Raw genomic sequence first — 15,865 nt, forward strand, 5'->3', positions numbered from 1 at the left:
AAGTCCACCCCGAATTATTATTAAGGAACAGTGGCAATGCTCTTTTTTAAAGGGAATAAAGAGGTTCTCGATCTGCTAGGCAATGCCGCAACGATTGGAACCCACATGGTTGCCTCTACCTTTGTCGGGCTGGCTATCGGGTGGTATCTCGATAAATGGTTGGGAACGAAGCCTTGGCTTCTGCTTGTTTTCTTGTGCTTCGGAATCGCTGCCGGTTTCAAGAATGTTTATGGAGAAGTGCAGCGGATCCAGAAAAAGGATCAGGGGAAAGGTCCCGGCAACAATGAAAATAAATCAGAAGATTGAATCATTCCTCCACAGGCGGGGCTTCACTCATCCGGACGTACGCAGCCTTGTACGAAATCAGTTGTATCTGGTTGCAGGAACGTGTTTGATCGCTGCCGTGTTATCCATCGGGTTTGCCAACTGGGCACTGGGTCTGGCAGCAGGAGCGGTTCTGATTACGTTCAACTTCTGGTCGCTGGCTAAATTCGGTCAGCATCTGGCTTATATGCGTAAGGGCGCAGTTGTGTCCTTGCTAGTTCGCTTCTACGGTCGGCTGCTTATATCGGGGCTGGCCATATACGGACTCATAGTCTGGGGGCAGTGTTCGATATACGCTCTTCTGGCAGGTCTTAGTACGGTAGTTGTGAATGCGATATTTTGGGGCGTAGCCGGATTTCGGCAAAAAGTGAAGGAGGCATAAGGATCATGGCTGGAGGTTTACCACATCCATTATTGATCATGACAGAGCTTAACCATGCTCTGGGAACTCAAATTCCCAACCACGTGTGGTACACATGGTTCGGAATGGGGGTTCTTTTTATTCTGGGTTTCATTGTATCCAGAAAACTCAGTCTGGTTCCGGGAGGAGTACAGAACCTGGCCGAGATCATAATCGGCGGACTGGAAGATTTTGTCGTTAGCAACGTCGGTGAGGGCGGACGCAAAGTTTTTCCTTTCATGTGTACACTCTTCGTATACATTCTGGTTCTGAACCTGATGGGACTTGTTCCCGGGTTTGACGCTCCCACCGCGAACGTCAACACCAACGCGGCAATGGCCGTAGCTACTTTTCTTTACTACAACTACATAGGCATCAAACTTCACGGTGCCGGATACATCAAGCATTTCATGGGCCCGATTCCGGCTCTGTCACCCTTGATGCTCATCATTGAACTGGTCTCCCACATCTCCCGTCCGCTTTCGCTTACTCTGCGTCTGTTCGGTAACATCCGAGGTGAGGAAATCGTTCTGGTTCTTCTGTTCATTCTTGCTCCTGTATTTGCCACTCTGCCCATGTACTTCCTGTTCATGCTGGCAAAAGTGATCCAGGCTTTCATTTTCTTCATGCTGACTATGATTTATCTGAAAGGCTCTCTGGAAGAAGCTCACTAGGAGTGAGGCTCTAAGAACATTGAAGGCAAACTAATTTTGGGGAAATGGTCGTACGACCGCTTAAATAAACTTATATTTTGGAGGATTTTACAATGCGTAAAGCTCTGCTTATCGTTCTGAACACCATGGCTCTGGTTCTCGCTGCTGGTGCAGCATTCGCTGCTGGCGTAGCTCCTGAAGTTGCTTCCGCTACCGCTACTGCTACCGCTATCGGTATGGCTATTGCTGCTGCCGGTTGTGGTATCGGTCAGGGCCTCGGTCTGAAAGCTGCTTGTGAAGGTACTGCACGTAACCCCGAAGCTGGTGGTAAAATCACTGTTACCCTCATTCTCGGTCTGGCATTCGTAGAATCCCTGGCCATTTACGCTCTCGTTGTTAACCTGATCCTGCTCTTCGCTAACCCCCTGATCGGCTAATTTCAAGGAGCTGGAAATATTTAAAGGAGGTCTTCGGACCTCCTTTTTTTTAAAATATTATTGTTAATTTTTTCACATACTTTCGACATCTGTCCGGGGTTTACAGATGTCATTATAATACCCTGCATAAATTAATTATTTCGTGCTGACGGGGTAGCCGAAAGTAAGGGTTTTAGTGTATAAAGTATTCAAATGGAAGGTGGCGGAGAAGAGGGTTTCCGGTGATAGCTCAAATCAGACTTGATACCGGAACGGTAGGAAGGGTATGGGCTCCTTATACCTGCAGCCCGAATCGACCAACCCATACTTTTCATGCCTGTAGGCATTGAAAAAGGAAACTAAAGTGAAAACCCAGAATATCCCCAAAGCGACCATTAAAAGGCTCGCTGTTTATATACAAGTTCTTACCGGTCTCAAAAGGGATGGTGTAGAAGTTATTTCTTCGGAAAAACTTGCCAAGGCCTGTTCGGTCAACCCTTCTCAGATCCGTAAGGACCTTGCTTATTTCGGTGAGTTTGGAGTGCGCGGAGTCGGTTACTACGTGCACGAGTTGATTTCATCCATCAAGCAGTCACTCGGTGTGGACCGGGTCTGGGGTTGCGCGCTTGTCGGTGTCGGTAACCTCGGACGTGCTTTGTTGCGCCATAAAGAGTTTGCCCTTCGCGGCTTCTCCATTCGTGCGGCATTCGACTGTGATCCCTATAAGATTGGTGAGATTGTTTCCGGGCTTGAAGTTGTCTGCACCCGCCAGCTTAAAGGCAGGGTGGATGAGCTCGGACTCGAAATAGGAATTATAACCACCCCGCCTGAACGTGCTCAACGAGCAGCCAATTATCTGGTGGATGGCGGGATCAAGGGCATTGTCAATTTTGCTCAGGCACGAATTGATGTGCCTAAGGAAGTTCCCGTTGAATATGTGGACTTCACACATCACTTTTATTCCGTGGCTTTTAATATCAGCTCAATGGAATAAAAAGAGATATTTACTCTGCAAGCAATAACAGCCGCATTCCAAAGGATTGCGGCTGTTTTTTATTTGGGTAAGGGTAAGTCTGAGATTAGTCGACCTGAATTTCATAGGCTTTTAGCTTTCTATAAAGTGAGCTTCTTTCCAGCCCGACCGCTTCAGCAAGTTTTGAAACGTTGCCATTGTACTCACGAAGCTTGGTTTCCAGAAATTGTGCCTCAAAAGCGGCGCGTGCTTTTTTGAAGTCTACTTCACCTTCCGGAAGCGGCATGGAAGGCTGTTCCTGATTTTTGTTGTCGGCTTTTGGGCCGTCTACGATTTCAGGTGGAATCTTATCCGGTCCGACTTCTTTTCCACCAAACATGATAAGCATCCTTTCCACAAAGTTTTTAAGTTCGCGGACATTACCCGGCCATGAATAACTGGTGAGTACCTTAAGTGCGGAGTTCGTAAAAGTAAGGGGTTTGAAGCCGTGCTTGCGGTTAAGGCGGGCTAGGAACTCATCAATCAGCAAAGGAATATCTTCAGACCGTTCGCGAAGTGGTGGAACTTCAAGGGGGAAAACCTTGAGTCTGTAATATAGGTCTTCGCGGAAATTACCTTCCTTGATTTCCTGAAAAAGATCTTTATTCGTTGCTGCAATTACCCTCACATCGACATGGATGGTTTTTCTTCCACCGACTCGCTCGAATTTCTGCTCCTGCAGAATGCGCAGTATTTTAGCCTGTGTTTTCAGACTCATGTCGCCAATTTCATCGAGAAAAAGGGTTCCGTTGTCAGCGAGTTCGAATTTGCCTTCCTGCGCTCTTTCAGCTCCGGTGAAAGCTCCTTTCTCATGTCCGAACAGCTCTGACTCGATGAGTTCTTCCGGAATTGCTGCACAGTTCACAGCTACCAATGGTTTATCAGCTCTGAGGCTCTGTGAATGAATGGAGCGGGCTACTATCTCCTTGCCTGTACCATTTTCCCCTGTAATCAGCACCCAGGCATCAGTTGGCGCTACCTGACCGATAACTTCGCGCATGGATTCAATGGTAACTGACTGGCCTGTGAGTCTGGCCGGCTGTTCTGCTTCTATACGTGTCTTCAGGGCTTTGTTTTCAGACTGGAGCCGGGAAAATTCAACTGCTTTTTCAGCAGTAATGACCACTTTCTCTAAAGATAGGGGCTTTTCAATGAAGTCGAAGGCGCCTTTTTTAATAGCGGACACAGCTGTTTCGATATTTCCATGCCCTGAAATCATAACAACGGGCATCCAGTCCCATTCTTTCTTTATTCTGTCCAGCACCTCGAGACCGTCCATTCCCGGTAGCCAGATATCGAGGAAAACAAGATCCGGCTGGTCATCAGTGAGTGCCTCAAGTGCCTTTTCTCCGGTGTCTGCCTCGGTGATGCGAAATCCTTCATCTTCCAGAATTCCCCGCAGCGAGTACCTGATCCCGTCTTCGTCATCAACAATCAGTATGGTTTTGCTCATTTGGTGGTCCGTTAGAAATCAAATGTAAATTTATCGTTTTCGATTACCTGAGTGCAGGCATCGACTACTTCAGGGTCATAGGAAGTCCCTCGACCGCGGATTATTTCATCCATTGCTCTGGGCAGACCAAGGGCCGCCCGATAAGGCCTGTGAGAACTCATAGCTTCCACAACATCTGATACGGCTATGACTCTTGCCGGCATAAGAATCCTGTCTGCGCCGAGTCCGTTCGGATAACCTGTGCCGTCCATACGTTCATGGTGCTGCAGCACTATCTGGGCGACCGGCCATGGAAAGGAGATATTCTTCAGGATTTCATACCCGGCTTCAGAATGGGTTTTCATCATATCCATTTCCAGATCGGTCAGTCTTGTCGGTTTGGAAAGGATTTCAGCCGGTATGGATATTTTACCGATATCATGCAGAATTCCGGCAATCCTGATGCAGTTGATCTCTTCGGAGGACATGTTCATTTTCACTGCTATGCGGCAGGCCAGTTCCGCCACCCGCTGCTGGTGACCGGAAGTATAGGGGTCGCGTTTTTCTGACATGGCCGTCAGGGATACTACCGTTTCTTCAAAAGTACGGCGCAACTGCTTAAGGCTGTTTTTCAGGGCCGCTTCACTGTTTTTCAGTTGCGAAATGTCTCTTAAAACGATCACAGTGCCGATGACGGTATTTTTATCTTCAATGCTTGAAGCATTCATTGAAACCGGAATTATCTTGGAGGATGTCTTAAGTACGCCGTCATCAATAATGGTCCCGGATTTGAAGTTTTCAAAAAGGTTGATCTGCTTCATGGAGCCCGATTCAGTAATGTCGATTTTATCCTGAAAATTCTTGTTGTAAAGGGATTCGATGGTGCTGCCGAGCATGAAACTGGCCGCTTTGTTTACTGACTTGATAAGTCCGTGGCGGTCGGTGGTGATAACTGCGTCACCGATACTGTTGAAAGTAGTGGTCAGCCAGCGGCGGTTTTCATTTAGTGTTGATTCGGCCTTGTGCTTGTACAGGGCCATTTCAATTGTCAGGTTCAGTTCCCTGTCTTCAAAGGGTTTGATTATATATCCGAAGGGCTCGGTTATCTTGGCTCGTTTAAGAGTCTCGTTATCGGCGTATGCTGTCAGGTAGATCACCGGGATATTGTGTTCTTCCTTTATTACGGCAGCTGTATCAATACCGTCCATATCCCCTTCAAGCATGATATCCATGAGTATCAGGTCCGGACTATGTTCCGAGACCTGTTCAAGGGCTTTTTCACCGGAAGGAACCACTCCAGTCACCACATACCCTAAAGCCGTAAGGCGGCCTTTGATATCAAGGGCAACAATTGCCTCATCTTCAACAATCAGGATGCGTGATGAACTGTTCAGGGGATTGGAGGATGAAAGATCGGTAGTCATTTCAATACCTGTATATTCGTATTTACTGTTTTGAAGCGCTGAACGTAAGGTTTTAATCTGTACGTGCCAACTGTTATATTGTGATTAAAACACGATTGTGGGTTTGCAGGCAAGGACAGGGTTAAATTATCAGCCGGGCAGTTCAAGAACGAAAATCGTTCCGTGGGGCTCGGCAGGTTTAACCCTTATGAACCCGCGATGGTCTGTAACAATGGATTTGACAATGGTGAGTCCAAGTCCTGTACCGCTTTTTTTGCTGGAAAAGTAAGGCTCGAACATTCTGGACCGTTCATCCGCTGAAAGACCGGGGCCGTTATCCTCAAGTTCAATTCTTACCCACCCAAGTGTCGGATCGTGCATGGCAGTTATGGATACTGATGGAGATTCGCATCCGTCCAGAGCTTCAGCTGCGTTTGTCAGCAGATTGATCAATGCCCTGCGCATTGCTTCACGGTCCAGTTCAAGCTGAGGCAGGTCGGAGAGGAGCTCAAGGCTCCAGTTTATGTTGCTATGGCTGTTGCGGTACATACTGACTATTTCTTCAAGTAGAAGAGCAATATTGTCCGGCTTGAGTCTGACTTCCGGTAGTTTGGCGTATGCTGAAAATTCCTGAACCATCTGCTGCATCTGCTCAACCTGCGAGATAATCAGATCAGTGGATTCCCTGAATACATTATCTTCGATCTGGCTGCCGAATTTGCGCTGCATACGCTGGGCGGAAAGCTTGATGGGGGTCAGCGGGTTTTTTATTTCATGGGCGATTCGTCTGGCCACTTCACGCCAGGCTGCGATTCGCTGCATTTTTTCAAGCTCGGTAATATCCTCGAACACCGCGACTATCCCTGCACTGGAATCGCCTGATTTCAGCGCTACAACGTTAACCAGAAATTTACGGTGTCTGCCTCCGAGGGTGAGGGACAACTGCCGCTGCCACTGGGAGTATGGGCTGCTGGCCATGTGTGAACGGGCATCGGAAATAAGCGATGAAAGCTCCCCTTCGGGAATCAAGGTCAAAGGGTCCTTGCCGTGAACAAAGCGGGCATCAATCCCCAGCATTTCTTCAATGGCGGAGTTGACTGTGCTGATTTTGCCATCCTCGTCAAGGGAGATAACTCCGGCGGTGATGTTATTGAGCACCGCTTCCATATAGCGACCACGCCGTTCAAGTTCTTGATTCTGCTGGGCAAGTCTTTCATTGGCTGTCTGCAGGCTTTTCTGGCTTTCTTCCAGATCTTCAGCCATGCGGTTGAACGACTGGACCATGAATCCCAGTTCATCATCGGACCGGTCTTCGAGGCGGACGGAAAGGTCTCCCCTGGCAATCCTCTGGGAACCGGAGGCAAGGGCCTGAATAGGTGCGGAGAGTTCCTTGGACAGCCGGAAGCCGAACCAGATGGAGCCCAGAATGATCAGCAGCGTGGTGACACCAAGAGTCAGGTAGAGACTCATTTTAAGCGGATATTTCAGTGTCTTGAGCTGTTTGTATTCATCAAGGCCCTGTACAACCCTGTCCAGCTTGTAAAGAAGTCCCTGTCCTATATTTTCGCCAAGGATCATGAATCCGGTTTTGCCTTCATCAACAGGGAGTATGCCTATTACCATGTCGTTGCCCGGCATCGGATGAATGGTGGACCAGAACCGGGGATTCTTCTTCATGTCTCCCCAGTCAACTTTGGCGTTTATTTCACTCCAGGCCTTATCCCACGAGCCTTGAGAATACCAGTTCAGCTTGCTTCCGTCAGGCCTTATAACACCTAAAAGTCCGAGGTCGTATTCGCCGAGTTTGTTGCCCAGAAATTTGCGCATGGATTTTCCGCCCCACGCGTAGCGGCTTTCTTTGATGGTCTCGATAATGTTAACACCGCGCCGTTCAAGTCCTTCCTGGGCGGATGCGTAGAATGCCCTGCCGAGCTCAAGTGACTGGACCATGGATTCTTCAACCTGATTTTTGAACCAGTAGTCCACTGAGATCTGCACGAACTGCATGGCCATGAAAAACATCAGCAGTGTGGGGACAAGCGACAAAGACATAAACGACAGAACCATTCTGGTGCGCAGCTTTGAGCCAAGGACTTTTCTGCGTCTTTCAAGGAGCAGCTTCACGCCGTTTCGCACAACAATGAAAAGAACTATCAGCAGCAGGATGAAGTTGAGGTTGAAAAGTCCAACGAAAAGATAGGAGTTTACCCCTATGTATTTGAGCTGAACAAATCCCAGCGCGACAAAAATCACCAGACATAAAAAAGCTATGATATATTCACGTTGTCTGCGTTTGCGCTCTTTAGTGTCCGGGACACTGATTTTGATGGGTTTTTCAGTCATGGCACCACACGGGATCAGTAGGTGAAATCAAGTTGATACGTTGCGGAAGGGATAATGTCCCAGGACCAGAAAAACAATGTGTTCTTAAGCCAGTCGGGAACATCAGTCTGGTCAAGGCGCACTTTGAGTCTCAGTTTGTAGCGTTCTTCCCGCTGAAGGGTGGACCAGGGGCCAAGGTCGAGAATTATGGTTTTCCATTCCTCTCTGAGGAGTATTGTAAGACTTTTGTTTTTGTAAACTTTATCCGCTCCCGGCTTTTCAAGTACGAATTGTTTGGACAGGGAGTCATAGTATAGTTTGTTGAAGTATTCCTTCCCCGCAACTTCTGAATCAGGCCACATACTCCTGTGTTCAAAAAGGCGGGCTTCACATTCAAGCTTAAGCCGGATACCGTTCAGCAAAGCTTCTTCAACCTGTGTATCGGTCTGTAGCTCGATACCGAAGCGGGCCATGATGGCTCCGGCCTGATTGTCCAGAACAAGATTTTTCAGCTGCAACGTGGAAGCTGATGCAGAAGAGGAGAAAAACAGCAGCAGGCACAGCAAACAGAATAAAACAGCCCGGCTGATACTGCCGGGATTAATTTTTTCGGGGAATGTGTTTGTGTCTGTTGATTCTGCCATTGTTTTTAATTCCTTGCGAAAGGTGGTTTTCGCTGTCAGCCTATCAGCCGCATCATATTTATTCAATATCGGTATTGTTGACAAATTGAGATGACCCTGTCTTTTCAGCCGATAATAATGTATTAAGTTGGTATCGTTTATAATGGAAAAAGTTACTTTCAGTTCGGAACGGAGATTCACAGTATGCTAAGTAAAGTGCGCAACGAATGGAGCAAGTTGAACAGGTGGGGTAAAACAGGAGTAATTACCGTTCTGGTTCTGATTTTCTATACCCTTGTCGGTTTTCTGCTCATTCCCTTTGCCGCCCATAAAGTGGCTCTTTCCAAACTTCCGGAGTTTCTGAACAGACCTGTTGAAATAGCCCGTGTTGCTTTCAATCCTTATACACTGCATCTGGAAATTGATGACTTTGCAATAGGAAAAAAAGAAGGGGAGGGAAATCTCTTTTCCTTCAGCAGGTTTGATATAAATTTGGACGGATTATCCATCTTCAGGCTGTCAGCGGTATTTGACAGTATCGCGGTTGTGGATCCACAGGTGGATTTGTCTATCTTTCGTGGGGGGAGCAGCATATCCGATTTGATTCCCGAGACTCCGCCAGCAGATACGCCTGAGGAGGAATCTGAAAAAGAACAGGAAATATTTCCATTTATCTTGAGAGATCTGAATGTAAGCAATGGTACATTTGTACTATACGACAAAGTTCGTGACATGCGTCATGTCGTTTCGGATATTAATCTATACGTACCTTTTACTTCCTCGCTTAGCAGGGATAATGAAAAACAGGTTCAGCCTTCCCTTGAAATGGTGATTAACGGTACCCCGTTTACTCTTGATGGACATTCCCTGCCTTTTAACAGCACCCTCAAGACTGAGTTTGATTTTTCACTCAAGGACGCTGTCCTTTCAGATTACTGGGCCTATCTGCCTATATACGAAACGACATCACTCAATAGTGGCACACTCAACGCAAATCTTTCCCTGTCTTTTGATCGTAGCGAAAGTATGATGCCCCGTGTACTGATCAAGGGTGACGCCAGGGTTAGCAACTTCGATCTTGCCGCTAAAGGCGGTCCTTCTCTGCTCGCATTCAGGGACCTTTCAGTGAGGTTTGACCAGCTCAGTATATTGCGCAGGGTACTTCATATCGGTTCTGTGAAACTAAGTGATCCTTACCTGAAGATCGGCCTCAAAGAAGATGGCTCACCGGATATTCTTGATTATCTGGCCCCTTCGGCCGAGGCCGGGGAGAAATCAAAAGAGGATCAGCAGGATACCGGGCCGGCCCTTGCTCTGCTGGTAAGCAGTTTTGAACTGGAAAACGGACATGTGGATTTTACTGATAATGCTTTCAGCAAGGGATTCAAGAAGAGAATTGGGCCGATTCATGTCCGCGCGGACGAGGTCAGCACTACTGAAAACGCAACTGCCAGTTATGGTTTCCAGATAGGTTCCAATTCCACGGAGATTGTGAGCGGTCAGGGGAAACTTCTTCTGAAGCCTTTTGCCGTTAATGGTTCGGTAGCTCTGTCAGACCTTGATATACCGGATTATCATATTTACCTGGACGGGCCGTTCCCTCTTGATGTCGATTCCGGTAAAGTCGGGTTTGGCAGTGATTTTATATTTGCTCCGGAGAGTGATACTATCCGGTTGAAAAATATTCGTGCAGAGGTTGGCAATCTGGCACTTACTCCGAAAGGGGGTGGCAGAACACTTATCGGCCTTAACGGCTTTGCCGTGACCAACGGTACTGTCGATGTAAAAGAGAAATCCGTTTACATTGATTCCATCAATCTGAATAAGGCAATCCTGCGGCTGCTGAGGGATAGCGAAGGGAACATAGATATTCTCAGCTATATTGAGAAGCATCGCAGGAATTCAGTTGAGGGTAAGGATACACCGGAAGGAGACTCACAAGCAGGGCAAACTGCTGTTGATGAAGAAAAGGTTGTTGAAGAAGCCGGGGCAATTGTTACTGAAGCAGAACAGGAAGAGTGGCAGATCGAGCTGAACAGGTTTTTACTGGATAATTCCGTTGTAGAATTTACTGATCTTGCGGCAACCGGCAAAACAGTAACCAGAGTCGGCGAAATCAAAGTCGGTGTTAACGATCTTACCTACCCGGAAAAAAATCCCATGCAGTTGTTCTTATCCGCAGTGATCAATGAACGTGGTTATCTGGATATTGCAGGCAAGGCAGGACCTCAGTCTCTGAAAGCTGAAGGCAGTGTGAGGCTACGTAAGTTCAGGTTGCGCGATTTTAACGGATACTTCCCACCACAGATGCAGATGAATATTGCCCGCGGCCATATCGACGTTAACGGAAACTGGAGTTTTTCAGCAGCGGATAAGCCTGTTGCATCCTATCGGGGTAAAGTCCAGTTGAAGGATCTACTGCTGCGAGATGCACAGGGAGATAAGGAATTTTTTCATCTGAATGAACTTGGAGTCAGGGGAATAGACTTTGTTTCCGAGCCATTATCTGTGAAAGTGAAAAACATTGGTGTTGTGGAACCAAAGGTACAGCTGGTTCGTGAGCCGGATCTGACTTTTAATATAGCGCGCATGGTGACCGGAAAGCGCGCTGATCCTGTCAACGCGACCCTTGTGGAGGAACAGGCCGAAAAGGTGGCGGAAAAAGCTGTCATAGATCAGACGGCAGCAGTAACCCCTCAGGTTGAAGAGGTTAAGGCTCCGAGCGATGAAGAGAAACAGAAGAATTTTATTTTTGTGGACAGGATGTTCATGACTAACGGTACTGTGCTTTTTACCGATCAGTCAGTCTCCCCGGCCTTTAATCTGGATATTACCAAAATGGTTTCGGCGGTCCGCAATCTTGAACTGCCCAGTGGTGAGCGGATGGACCTGTCTTTCAATGCCACCATTGACCAGCAGGCCCCTCTTGTTGCTGAGGGCTTTATTCTGCCTACAGATAAGGGAGCGGATACTGATATAAGGGTTGCCCTCTCTAATTTGGATATGACTCAGCTTTCTCCCTATACAACCAAGTTTATCGCCTACCCCGTGAGTACCGGGATGTTGAGTTCGGATGTATCGGTAAACCTCCGCGGCGAGTATATCGCGCTTAACAATGTGTTCGATATCTACCAGTTTGATGTAGGTCAGAAGGTTGACAATCCCGATGCCCCCAATATTCCCATAGGGCTGGGGCTGGCACTGCTCAGGGACAGCAGCGGCAACATCCGGCTTGATATTCCGGTAGAGGGCGACCTGTCTGATCCTCAATTTCGTCTGGGGCGTGTTATCGGGCGTGCCATTGTCAATCTTCTTGTCAAGGCCGTCACTTCACCCTTCGCACTGATCGGTGCTCTGGTGGGCGGTAGCGAAAACATGGATGTAATCGCCTTTGAGCCCGGTAAGGTTGTTCTTAAAGAGGACGAGCTTTCCAAGGTCAAATCTGTTGCAAAGGCAATGACCGAGCGCCCGGGATTGAATCTTGAAATAAGCGGGTTCAGCTCACCTGAGGATATTCCCGCCATGGAACAGGCGGAGTTCAAGAGACAGATTGCAATGCCCAAATTTCTCGAACTTGAGGAGAAAGGCGGAGCTCCGGAAACTGTTCAGGAAGTTGAGATTTCGCAGGAAGAGTATCCCGAGTATCTGGAAATAGCCTATAAGGATGCTCCTTTTGAGAAACCGAAGAATTTTCTCGGTTTTGTTGAAACCCTGCCTGTGCCTGACATGGAAAAGGCTTTGCGTGACAATATTAAAGTTACCGATACCGATCTTGCAGAACTCGCAAGGAAACGGGCTGAGGCTATCCGAAAGATGTTAACTGAAAAGTCAGGCATTGCAGCGGAACGGGTCTTTTTGAAAGGAATGTCCGCAACAGGCAAGTCCACAGGGCCCCGTGTTGAGCTTGGCTTGAAGTAGTTTTGCCTCCGGCGGCTTAAACCCTTTTGAAAAAGGGTTTAAGAATCCTAAAACTTTTTGATATGCTTCGCTACAAGTTATGATAAAATATTGTGTGCATAGTAAGAACTACTCAAGAGAGAATGATTTAAACCTGTGAGGTCAATATGAATTGGTTGAAAAGATTGGTTTTTGTTCTGTGTCTGGTGGCATTTCTCGGAGCAATGACCGGTTGTGGTGAAGAAGGACCTGCGGAAAAGGCTGGTAAAAAAATAGATGAGGCCATGGATTCTGCAAAGGATAAAATGGATGAGATGAGTGATCAGGCCAAAGATGCCTATGAGGATATGAAAGATAAGGCAAATGAGGCCATGGAAAATTAAGGTAGTATTAATCTTCTGCTTTCAACCATAATCTGTTGTATAGGTTGTGGGTAATATTTCTAGTCCTCAAAAGCTGACACCTGTTATTGATTTATAAACACCGGGACAATGTAGTGTAGCTGCACTCATTGTCCCGGTGTTTTTTGTTTTCAGCATTTATCAATATTCTGGTCACTCTGGTGACTTGCCTTGAGGTCAGGGAGGACGATTAGGGAAGTTGACTTGCTTGCGGTTCAGTGCTTCATTGGCTCATCTGAATAACCGTACGATATGGAGGAAATGCCATGGCTGAATATACCTACGAAACCCTCTACCTGCTGTTAAAAGAAAAGCTTGGTGAGGATTTGCCTGAATACGCAATGGATGACATCCACGAAGCATTGAAAATAACAGAAAAGATGGAAACCGATGGATGGGCCTTCAAACTTGAGGACCTGAGTCGTGGAAGTCTTACAGAGACAGATTGGAAGGCTGTTCTTATCAAAGACGGCAAGGAGTATGCCGGGCGCAGTGATAATGCGGCTTTGGCTGTTTGTGTGGCTGTGGCGGATGCGTTGGCGGGGTAGCCACAGAAGCTGATGATTCAATTTTAACGATGATATATTCTTGTTGGCTTTCCTTTTGAAAGTAATCAGGAATACTTTCCAGCGTAGTACATCAATAAGAAAAGGAATTCTGCTTTCTTTAAACTCTGTCTTCAGCTTCTCCAATAAAGCTGTGTTTGAAACCATGCCTAAAGATATCTTTGAAAGTAAGACGATCAACTTCACATTCATTAATTTTTTTCAAGCGAAAGTTCGAGTCTTTGAATGCAACGTTTAAGATTGCGATAGCTTGGTAGGGAGTCCAGAGGGGCTTAGCCCTTCTGGTCCTGCTGAAAGCGCCCTCGGAGAGCCGCCGGAGGCCAAACGCCCCGCGAGGCCGTCGGAGACATACAAATCATCAAATAAAAAGCCCGCCAGAACAAGTCCGGCGGGCTTTACAATTTCTATATCTAACCAGCGACTAGAACTGCTTCTTCATCAGCTCAGCGAGATTGGCAGCGGTGAAGCCGTACTTTTCAGCAAGCTGTGCTGCGGGAGCGGAAGCGCCGAAGTGGTCGATACCGAGCACTGCGCCGTCCATTCCCACGTACTTGTACCAGCCTTCGGGGCGGCCAGCTTCGGCAGCCACGCGGGTACGTACGTTAGGATCAAGTACGGAATCCTTGTATTCCTGATCCTGCTCTTCGAAGAGTTCAACGGAAGGCATGGAGACCACGCGGATCTTTTTGCCTTCGATCATTGAAGCGGCTTCGATTGCTATTGATACTTCGGAACCTGCTGCGATAGCGATCATGTCGGGAGTGCCTTCGCAGTCCTTCACAATGTAACCGCCGCGCTTAACGCCTTCTTCAACCTGCGGGAACTCATCCTTGCCGAGGACAGGCAGTCCCTGACGGGTGAGCATGAGGGAGGAAGGACGCTTGGTCTGAGCCATGGCGATTTCGAGGCAGACTGCGGTTTCGCGTGCATCTGCGGGACGCAGCACCAGCATGTTGGGGATGAGACGAAGCGATGCCACGTGCTCGATAGGCTGGTGGGTAGGACCGTCTTCACCTACGTAGAAAGAATCGTGGGTGTAGATGTAGATGACAGGCAGATGCTGCAGGGCGGACATGCGCATGCCGTTTCTGCAATAGTCGGAGAAGGTCAGGAAGGTCGCACCGAAGGGGATCACGCCGCCGTGCAGGGCCATGCCGTTAAGAATGACGGACATGGGGAACTCACGCACACCGAAAGCAAGGTTGCGTGCGGTTTTACCATCAATGGCGAAGTCGCCAACCTTTTTGCGGAAGTTCGCAGTCTGGTTGGAAGGATCGAGGTCGGCGGAACCGCCCACGAGGGTGGGCAGAGCGTCGGTGATAGCATCAAGGCATGCTCCCCAGGCTTTACGGGTAGCGATGGACTGACCTGCTTCAAACTCAGGCAGTTCGAGTTTGATTTCGTTGCGGGGAGTGTTGGCCTGTGCCCAGAAAGCAGCGATTTTTTCATCAGCTGCGAGAGCTGCGTCGCTTTTTTCTTTCCACTGCGCTGCCAGAGCCTTGAGATCGGGGAAACGTGTCTGGAAGTGTTCAACAACATCTTCGGGCACGTAGAAAGTTTCTTTTTCAGGAAGCCCGAAGCACTTTTTGGTCGCTTCGATTTCTTCATGGGAAAGAGGGGAGCCGTGTGTGGAGTGGCTTCCTTCACAGGTTGCAGCGCCTTTAGCCATTACGGTTTTACCGATGATCATGGTCGGACGACCGGTTTCAGCCTGACCGGCTTTAATCGCATCACGGATGGCTGTGTGGTCATGACCGTCTATCTCAACAACGTGCCAGCACATGGCTTCAAATACTTTTTTGAAGTCGGTGCAGTCACACTTGCTGGTGGGGCCTGCGAGCTGGATGTCGTTGGAGTCATAGTAAACGATGAGTTTGCCGAGTCCCCAGAGACCTGCGAGGGTTGCAGCGCCAAGAGCTACAGGTTCCTGAAAGTCGCCGTCGGATGAAAGGACATAGGTGTGGTGGTCAACTACGTCATCGTTGGTGTTGGCGTTGAGGAAAGCCTCGGCGGTTGCCATGCCGACACCAACACAGAAACCCTGACCGAGAGGACCGGAGGTGGCTTCAACGCCAGGGGTCATGTCGTGCTCGGGATGACCGGGTGTGATGGAATCCAACTGACGGAACTGTTTGAGGTCTTCGATAGACAGGAATCCGCAGAGATGCAGGATGGAGTAGAGCAGCGGGGATTCGTGCCCTGCGGCCATGACGAAACGGTCACGGTCTGCCCATTCGGGGTTGCTGGGGTCAAATTTAAGGAAATCCTTGTAAAGGACATAGGCAAAGTCAGCGGAGGACATGGAGCCACCGGGATGGCCGGAGTTGGCCTTGCGGATGGAATCCATGATAAGTCCTTTGACAACATTGACCGCTTTCTGGTCCAGCTGGTTATTACTCATTTTGTAGAGCTCCCC

13 protein-coding genes are annotated in these 15,865 nt (G+C 48.3%); 8 read left to right on the top strand and 5 right to left on the bottom strand.

What is annotated here, in order from left to right; translation table 11 throughout:
• Positions 1-36 precede the first annotated feature (36 nt).
• The 5 genes from ACZ5PW_RS02910 (at position 37) to ACZ5PW_RS02930 (ending at position 2,787) form a co-directional block, all read left to right on the top strand.
• Positions 37-306 (top strand): AtpZ/AtpI family protein, encoded by a 270-nt coding sequence (locus ACZ5PW_RS02910; RefSeq protein ID WP_464557882.1) that lies wholly within the window; start codon positions 37-39, stop codon positions 304-306.
• On the top strand, positions 284-706 hold the full coding sequence (locus ACZ5PW_RS02915) for an ATP synthase subunit I (protein WP_464557884.1): 423 nt from the start codon (positions 284-286) through the stop codon (positions 704-706). Before ACZ5PW_RS02910 ends, ACZ5PW_RS02915 begins: the two co-directional genes overlap by 23 nt.
• A gap of 5 nt (positions 707-711) precedes the next feature.
• Positions 712-1,398, top strand: a complete 687-nt coding sequence (atpB, locus tag ACZ5PW_RS02920; RefSeq protein WP_464557886.1) for a F0F1 ATP synthase subunit A — start codon at positions 712-714, stop codon at positions 1,396-1,398.
• A 92-nt stretch (positions 1,399-1,490) separates the two neighbouring features.
• Complete coding sequence (gene atpE, locus ACZ5PW_RS02925; RefSeq protein WP_015853585.1) at positions 1,491-1,814, top strand: ATP synthase F0 subunit C; 324 nt, start codon at positions 1,491-1,493, stop codon at positions 1,812-1,814.
• Between the two features lie 343 nt (positions 1,815-2,157).
• Positions 2,158-2,787 carry a redox-sensing transcriptional repressor Rex gene (locus ACZ5PW_RS02930; protein WP_464557888.1) on the top strand — a complete coding sequence of 210 codons (630 nt, stop codon included), beginning with the start codon at positions 2,158-2,160 and terminating at the stop codon, positions 2,785-2,787.
• Between the two features lie 85 nt (positions 2,788-2,872).
• Here the strand turns inward: ACZ5PW_RS02930 and ACZ5PW_RS02935 are convergent, their stop codons facing one another.
• The 4 genes from ACZ5PW_RS02935 to ACZ5PW_RS02950 form a co-directional block, all read right to left on the bottom strand.
• Positions 2,873-4,258 carry a sigma-54-dependent transcriptional regulator gene (locus ACZ5PW_RS02935; protein ID WP_464557890.1) on the bottom strand — a complete coding sequence of 462 codons (1,386 nt, stop codon included), beginning with the start codon at positions 4,256-4,258 and terminating at the stop codon, positions 2,873-2,875.
• 11 nt (positions 4,259-4,269) lie between these two features.
• Entirely contained in the window at positions 4,270-5,661 is a 1,392-nt protein-coding gene (locus ACZ5PW_RS02940) for an HD domain-containing phosphohydrolase (protein WP_464557892.1), read from the bottom strand.
• A gap of 129 nt (positions 5,662-5,790) precedes the next feature.
• Complete coding sequence (locus ACZ5PW_RS02945; protein ID WP_464557894.1) at positions 5,791-7,983, bottom strand: sensor histidine kinase; 2,193 nt, start codon at positions 7,981-7,983, stop codon at positions 5,791-5,793.
• 14 nt (positions 7,984-7,997) lie between these two features.
• Complete coding sequence (locus ACZ5PW_RS02950) at positions 7,998-8,606, bottom strand: DUF4390 domain-containing protein (RefSeq protein WP_464557896.1); 609 nt, start codon at positions 8,604-8,606, stop codon at positions 7,998-8,000.
• 183 nt (positions 8,607-8,789) lie between these two features.
• On the opposite strand from ACZ5PW_RS02950, the gene ACZ5PW_RS02955 reads away from it, so the two are divergent.
• From ACZ5PW_RS02955 to ACZ5PW_RS02965, 3 genes are all read left to right on the top strand, one after another.
• Positions 8,790-12,503, top strand: coding sequence for a DUF748 domain-containing protein (locus tag ACZ5PW_RS02955; protein WP_464557898.1), 3,714 nt, complete (start codon positions 8,790-8,792; stop codon positions 12,501-12,503).
• Positions 12,504-12,649: 146 nt separating this feature from the next.
• A complete protein-coding gene (locus ACZ5PW_RS02960; protein WP_464557900.1) occupies positions 12,650-12,865 on the top strand; it encodes a YtxH domain-containing protein in 216 nt (71 codons plus the stop codon).
• A 284-nt stretch (positions 12,866-13,149) separates the two neighbouring features.
• A complete protein-coding gene (locus ACZ5PW_RS02965) occupies positions 13,150-13,431 on the top strand; it encodes a hypothetical protein (RefSeq protein WP_464557902.1) in 282 nt (93 codons plus the stop codon).
• Between the two features lie 439 nt (positions 13,432-13,870).
• Here ACZ5PW_RS02965 and tkt read toward each other — a convergent pair whose 3' ends face one another.
• Positions 13,871-15,850: a transketolase gene (tkt, locus tag ACZ5PW_RS02970; RefSeq protein ID WP_464557904.1), complete on the bottom strand. Its 1,980-nt coding sequence runs from the start codon at positions 15,848-15,850 to the stop codon at positions 13,871-13,873.
• Between the last annotated feature and the right edge of the window lie 15 nt (positions 15,851-15,865).

Source organism: Maridesulfovibrio salinus (assembly GCF_055394525.1).

Excerpts from the sequence above, each read along its gene's own strand:
- ACZ5PW_RS02910 (WP_464557882.1), top strand. The coding sequence starts at position 37 with ATGCTCTTTTTTAAAGGGAATAAAGAGGTTCTCGATCTGCTAGGCAAT.
- ACZ5PW_RS02915 (WP_464557884.1), top strand. The coding sequence starts at position 284 with ATGAAAATAAATCAGAAGATTGAATCATTCCTCCACAGGCGGGGCTTC.
- atpB (WP_464557886.1), top strand. The coding sequence starts at position 712 with ATGGCTGGAGGTTTACCACATCCATTATTGATCATGACAGAGCTTAAC.
- atpE (WP_015853585.1), top strand. The coding sequence starts at position 1,491 with ATGCGTAAAGCTCTGCTTATCGTTCTGAACACCATGGCTCTGGTTCTC.
- ACZ5PW_RS02935 (WP_464557890.1), bottom strand. The coding sequence starts at position 4,258 with ATGAGCAAAACCATACTGATTGTTGATGACGAAGACGGGATCAGGTAC.
- ACZ5PW_RS02940 (WP_464557892.1), bottom strand. The coding sequence starts at position 5,661 with ATGACTACCGATCTTTCATCCTCCAATCCCCTGAACAGTTCATCACGC.
- ACZ5PW_RS02945 (WP_464557894.1), bottom strand. The coding sequence starts at position 7,983 with ATGACTGAAAAACCCATCAAAATCAGTGTCCCGGACACTAAAGAGCGC.
- ACZ5PW_RS02950 (WP_464557896.1), bottom strand. The coding sequence starts at position 8,606 with ATGGCAGAATCAACAGACACAAACACATTCCCCGAAAAAATTAATCCC.
- ACZ5PW_RS02955 (WP_464557898.1), top strand. The coding sequence starts at position 8,790 with ATGCTAAGTAAAGTGCGCAACGAATGGAGCAAGTTGAACAGGTGGGGT.
- ACZ5PW_RS02960 (WP_464557900.1), top strand. The coding sequence starts at position 12,650 with ATGAATTGGTTGAAAAGATTGGTTTTTGTTCTGTGTCTGGTGGCATTT.
- ACZ5PW_RS02965 (WP_464557902.1), top strand. The coding sequence starts at position 13,150 with ATGGCTGAATATACCTACGAAACCCTCTACCTGCTGTTAAAAGAAAAG.
- tkt (WP_464557904.1), bottom strand. The coding sequence starts at position 15,850 with ATGAGTAATAACCAGCTGGACCAGAAAGCGGTCAATGTTGTCAAAGGA.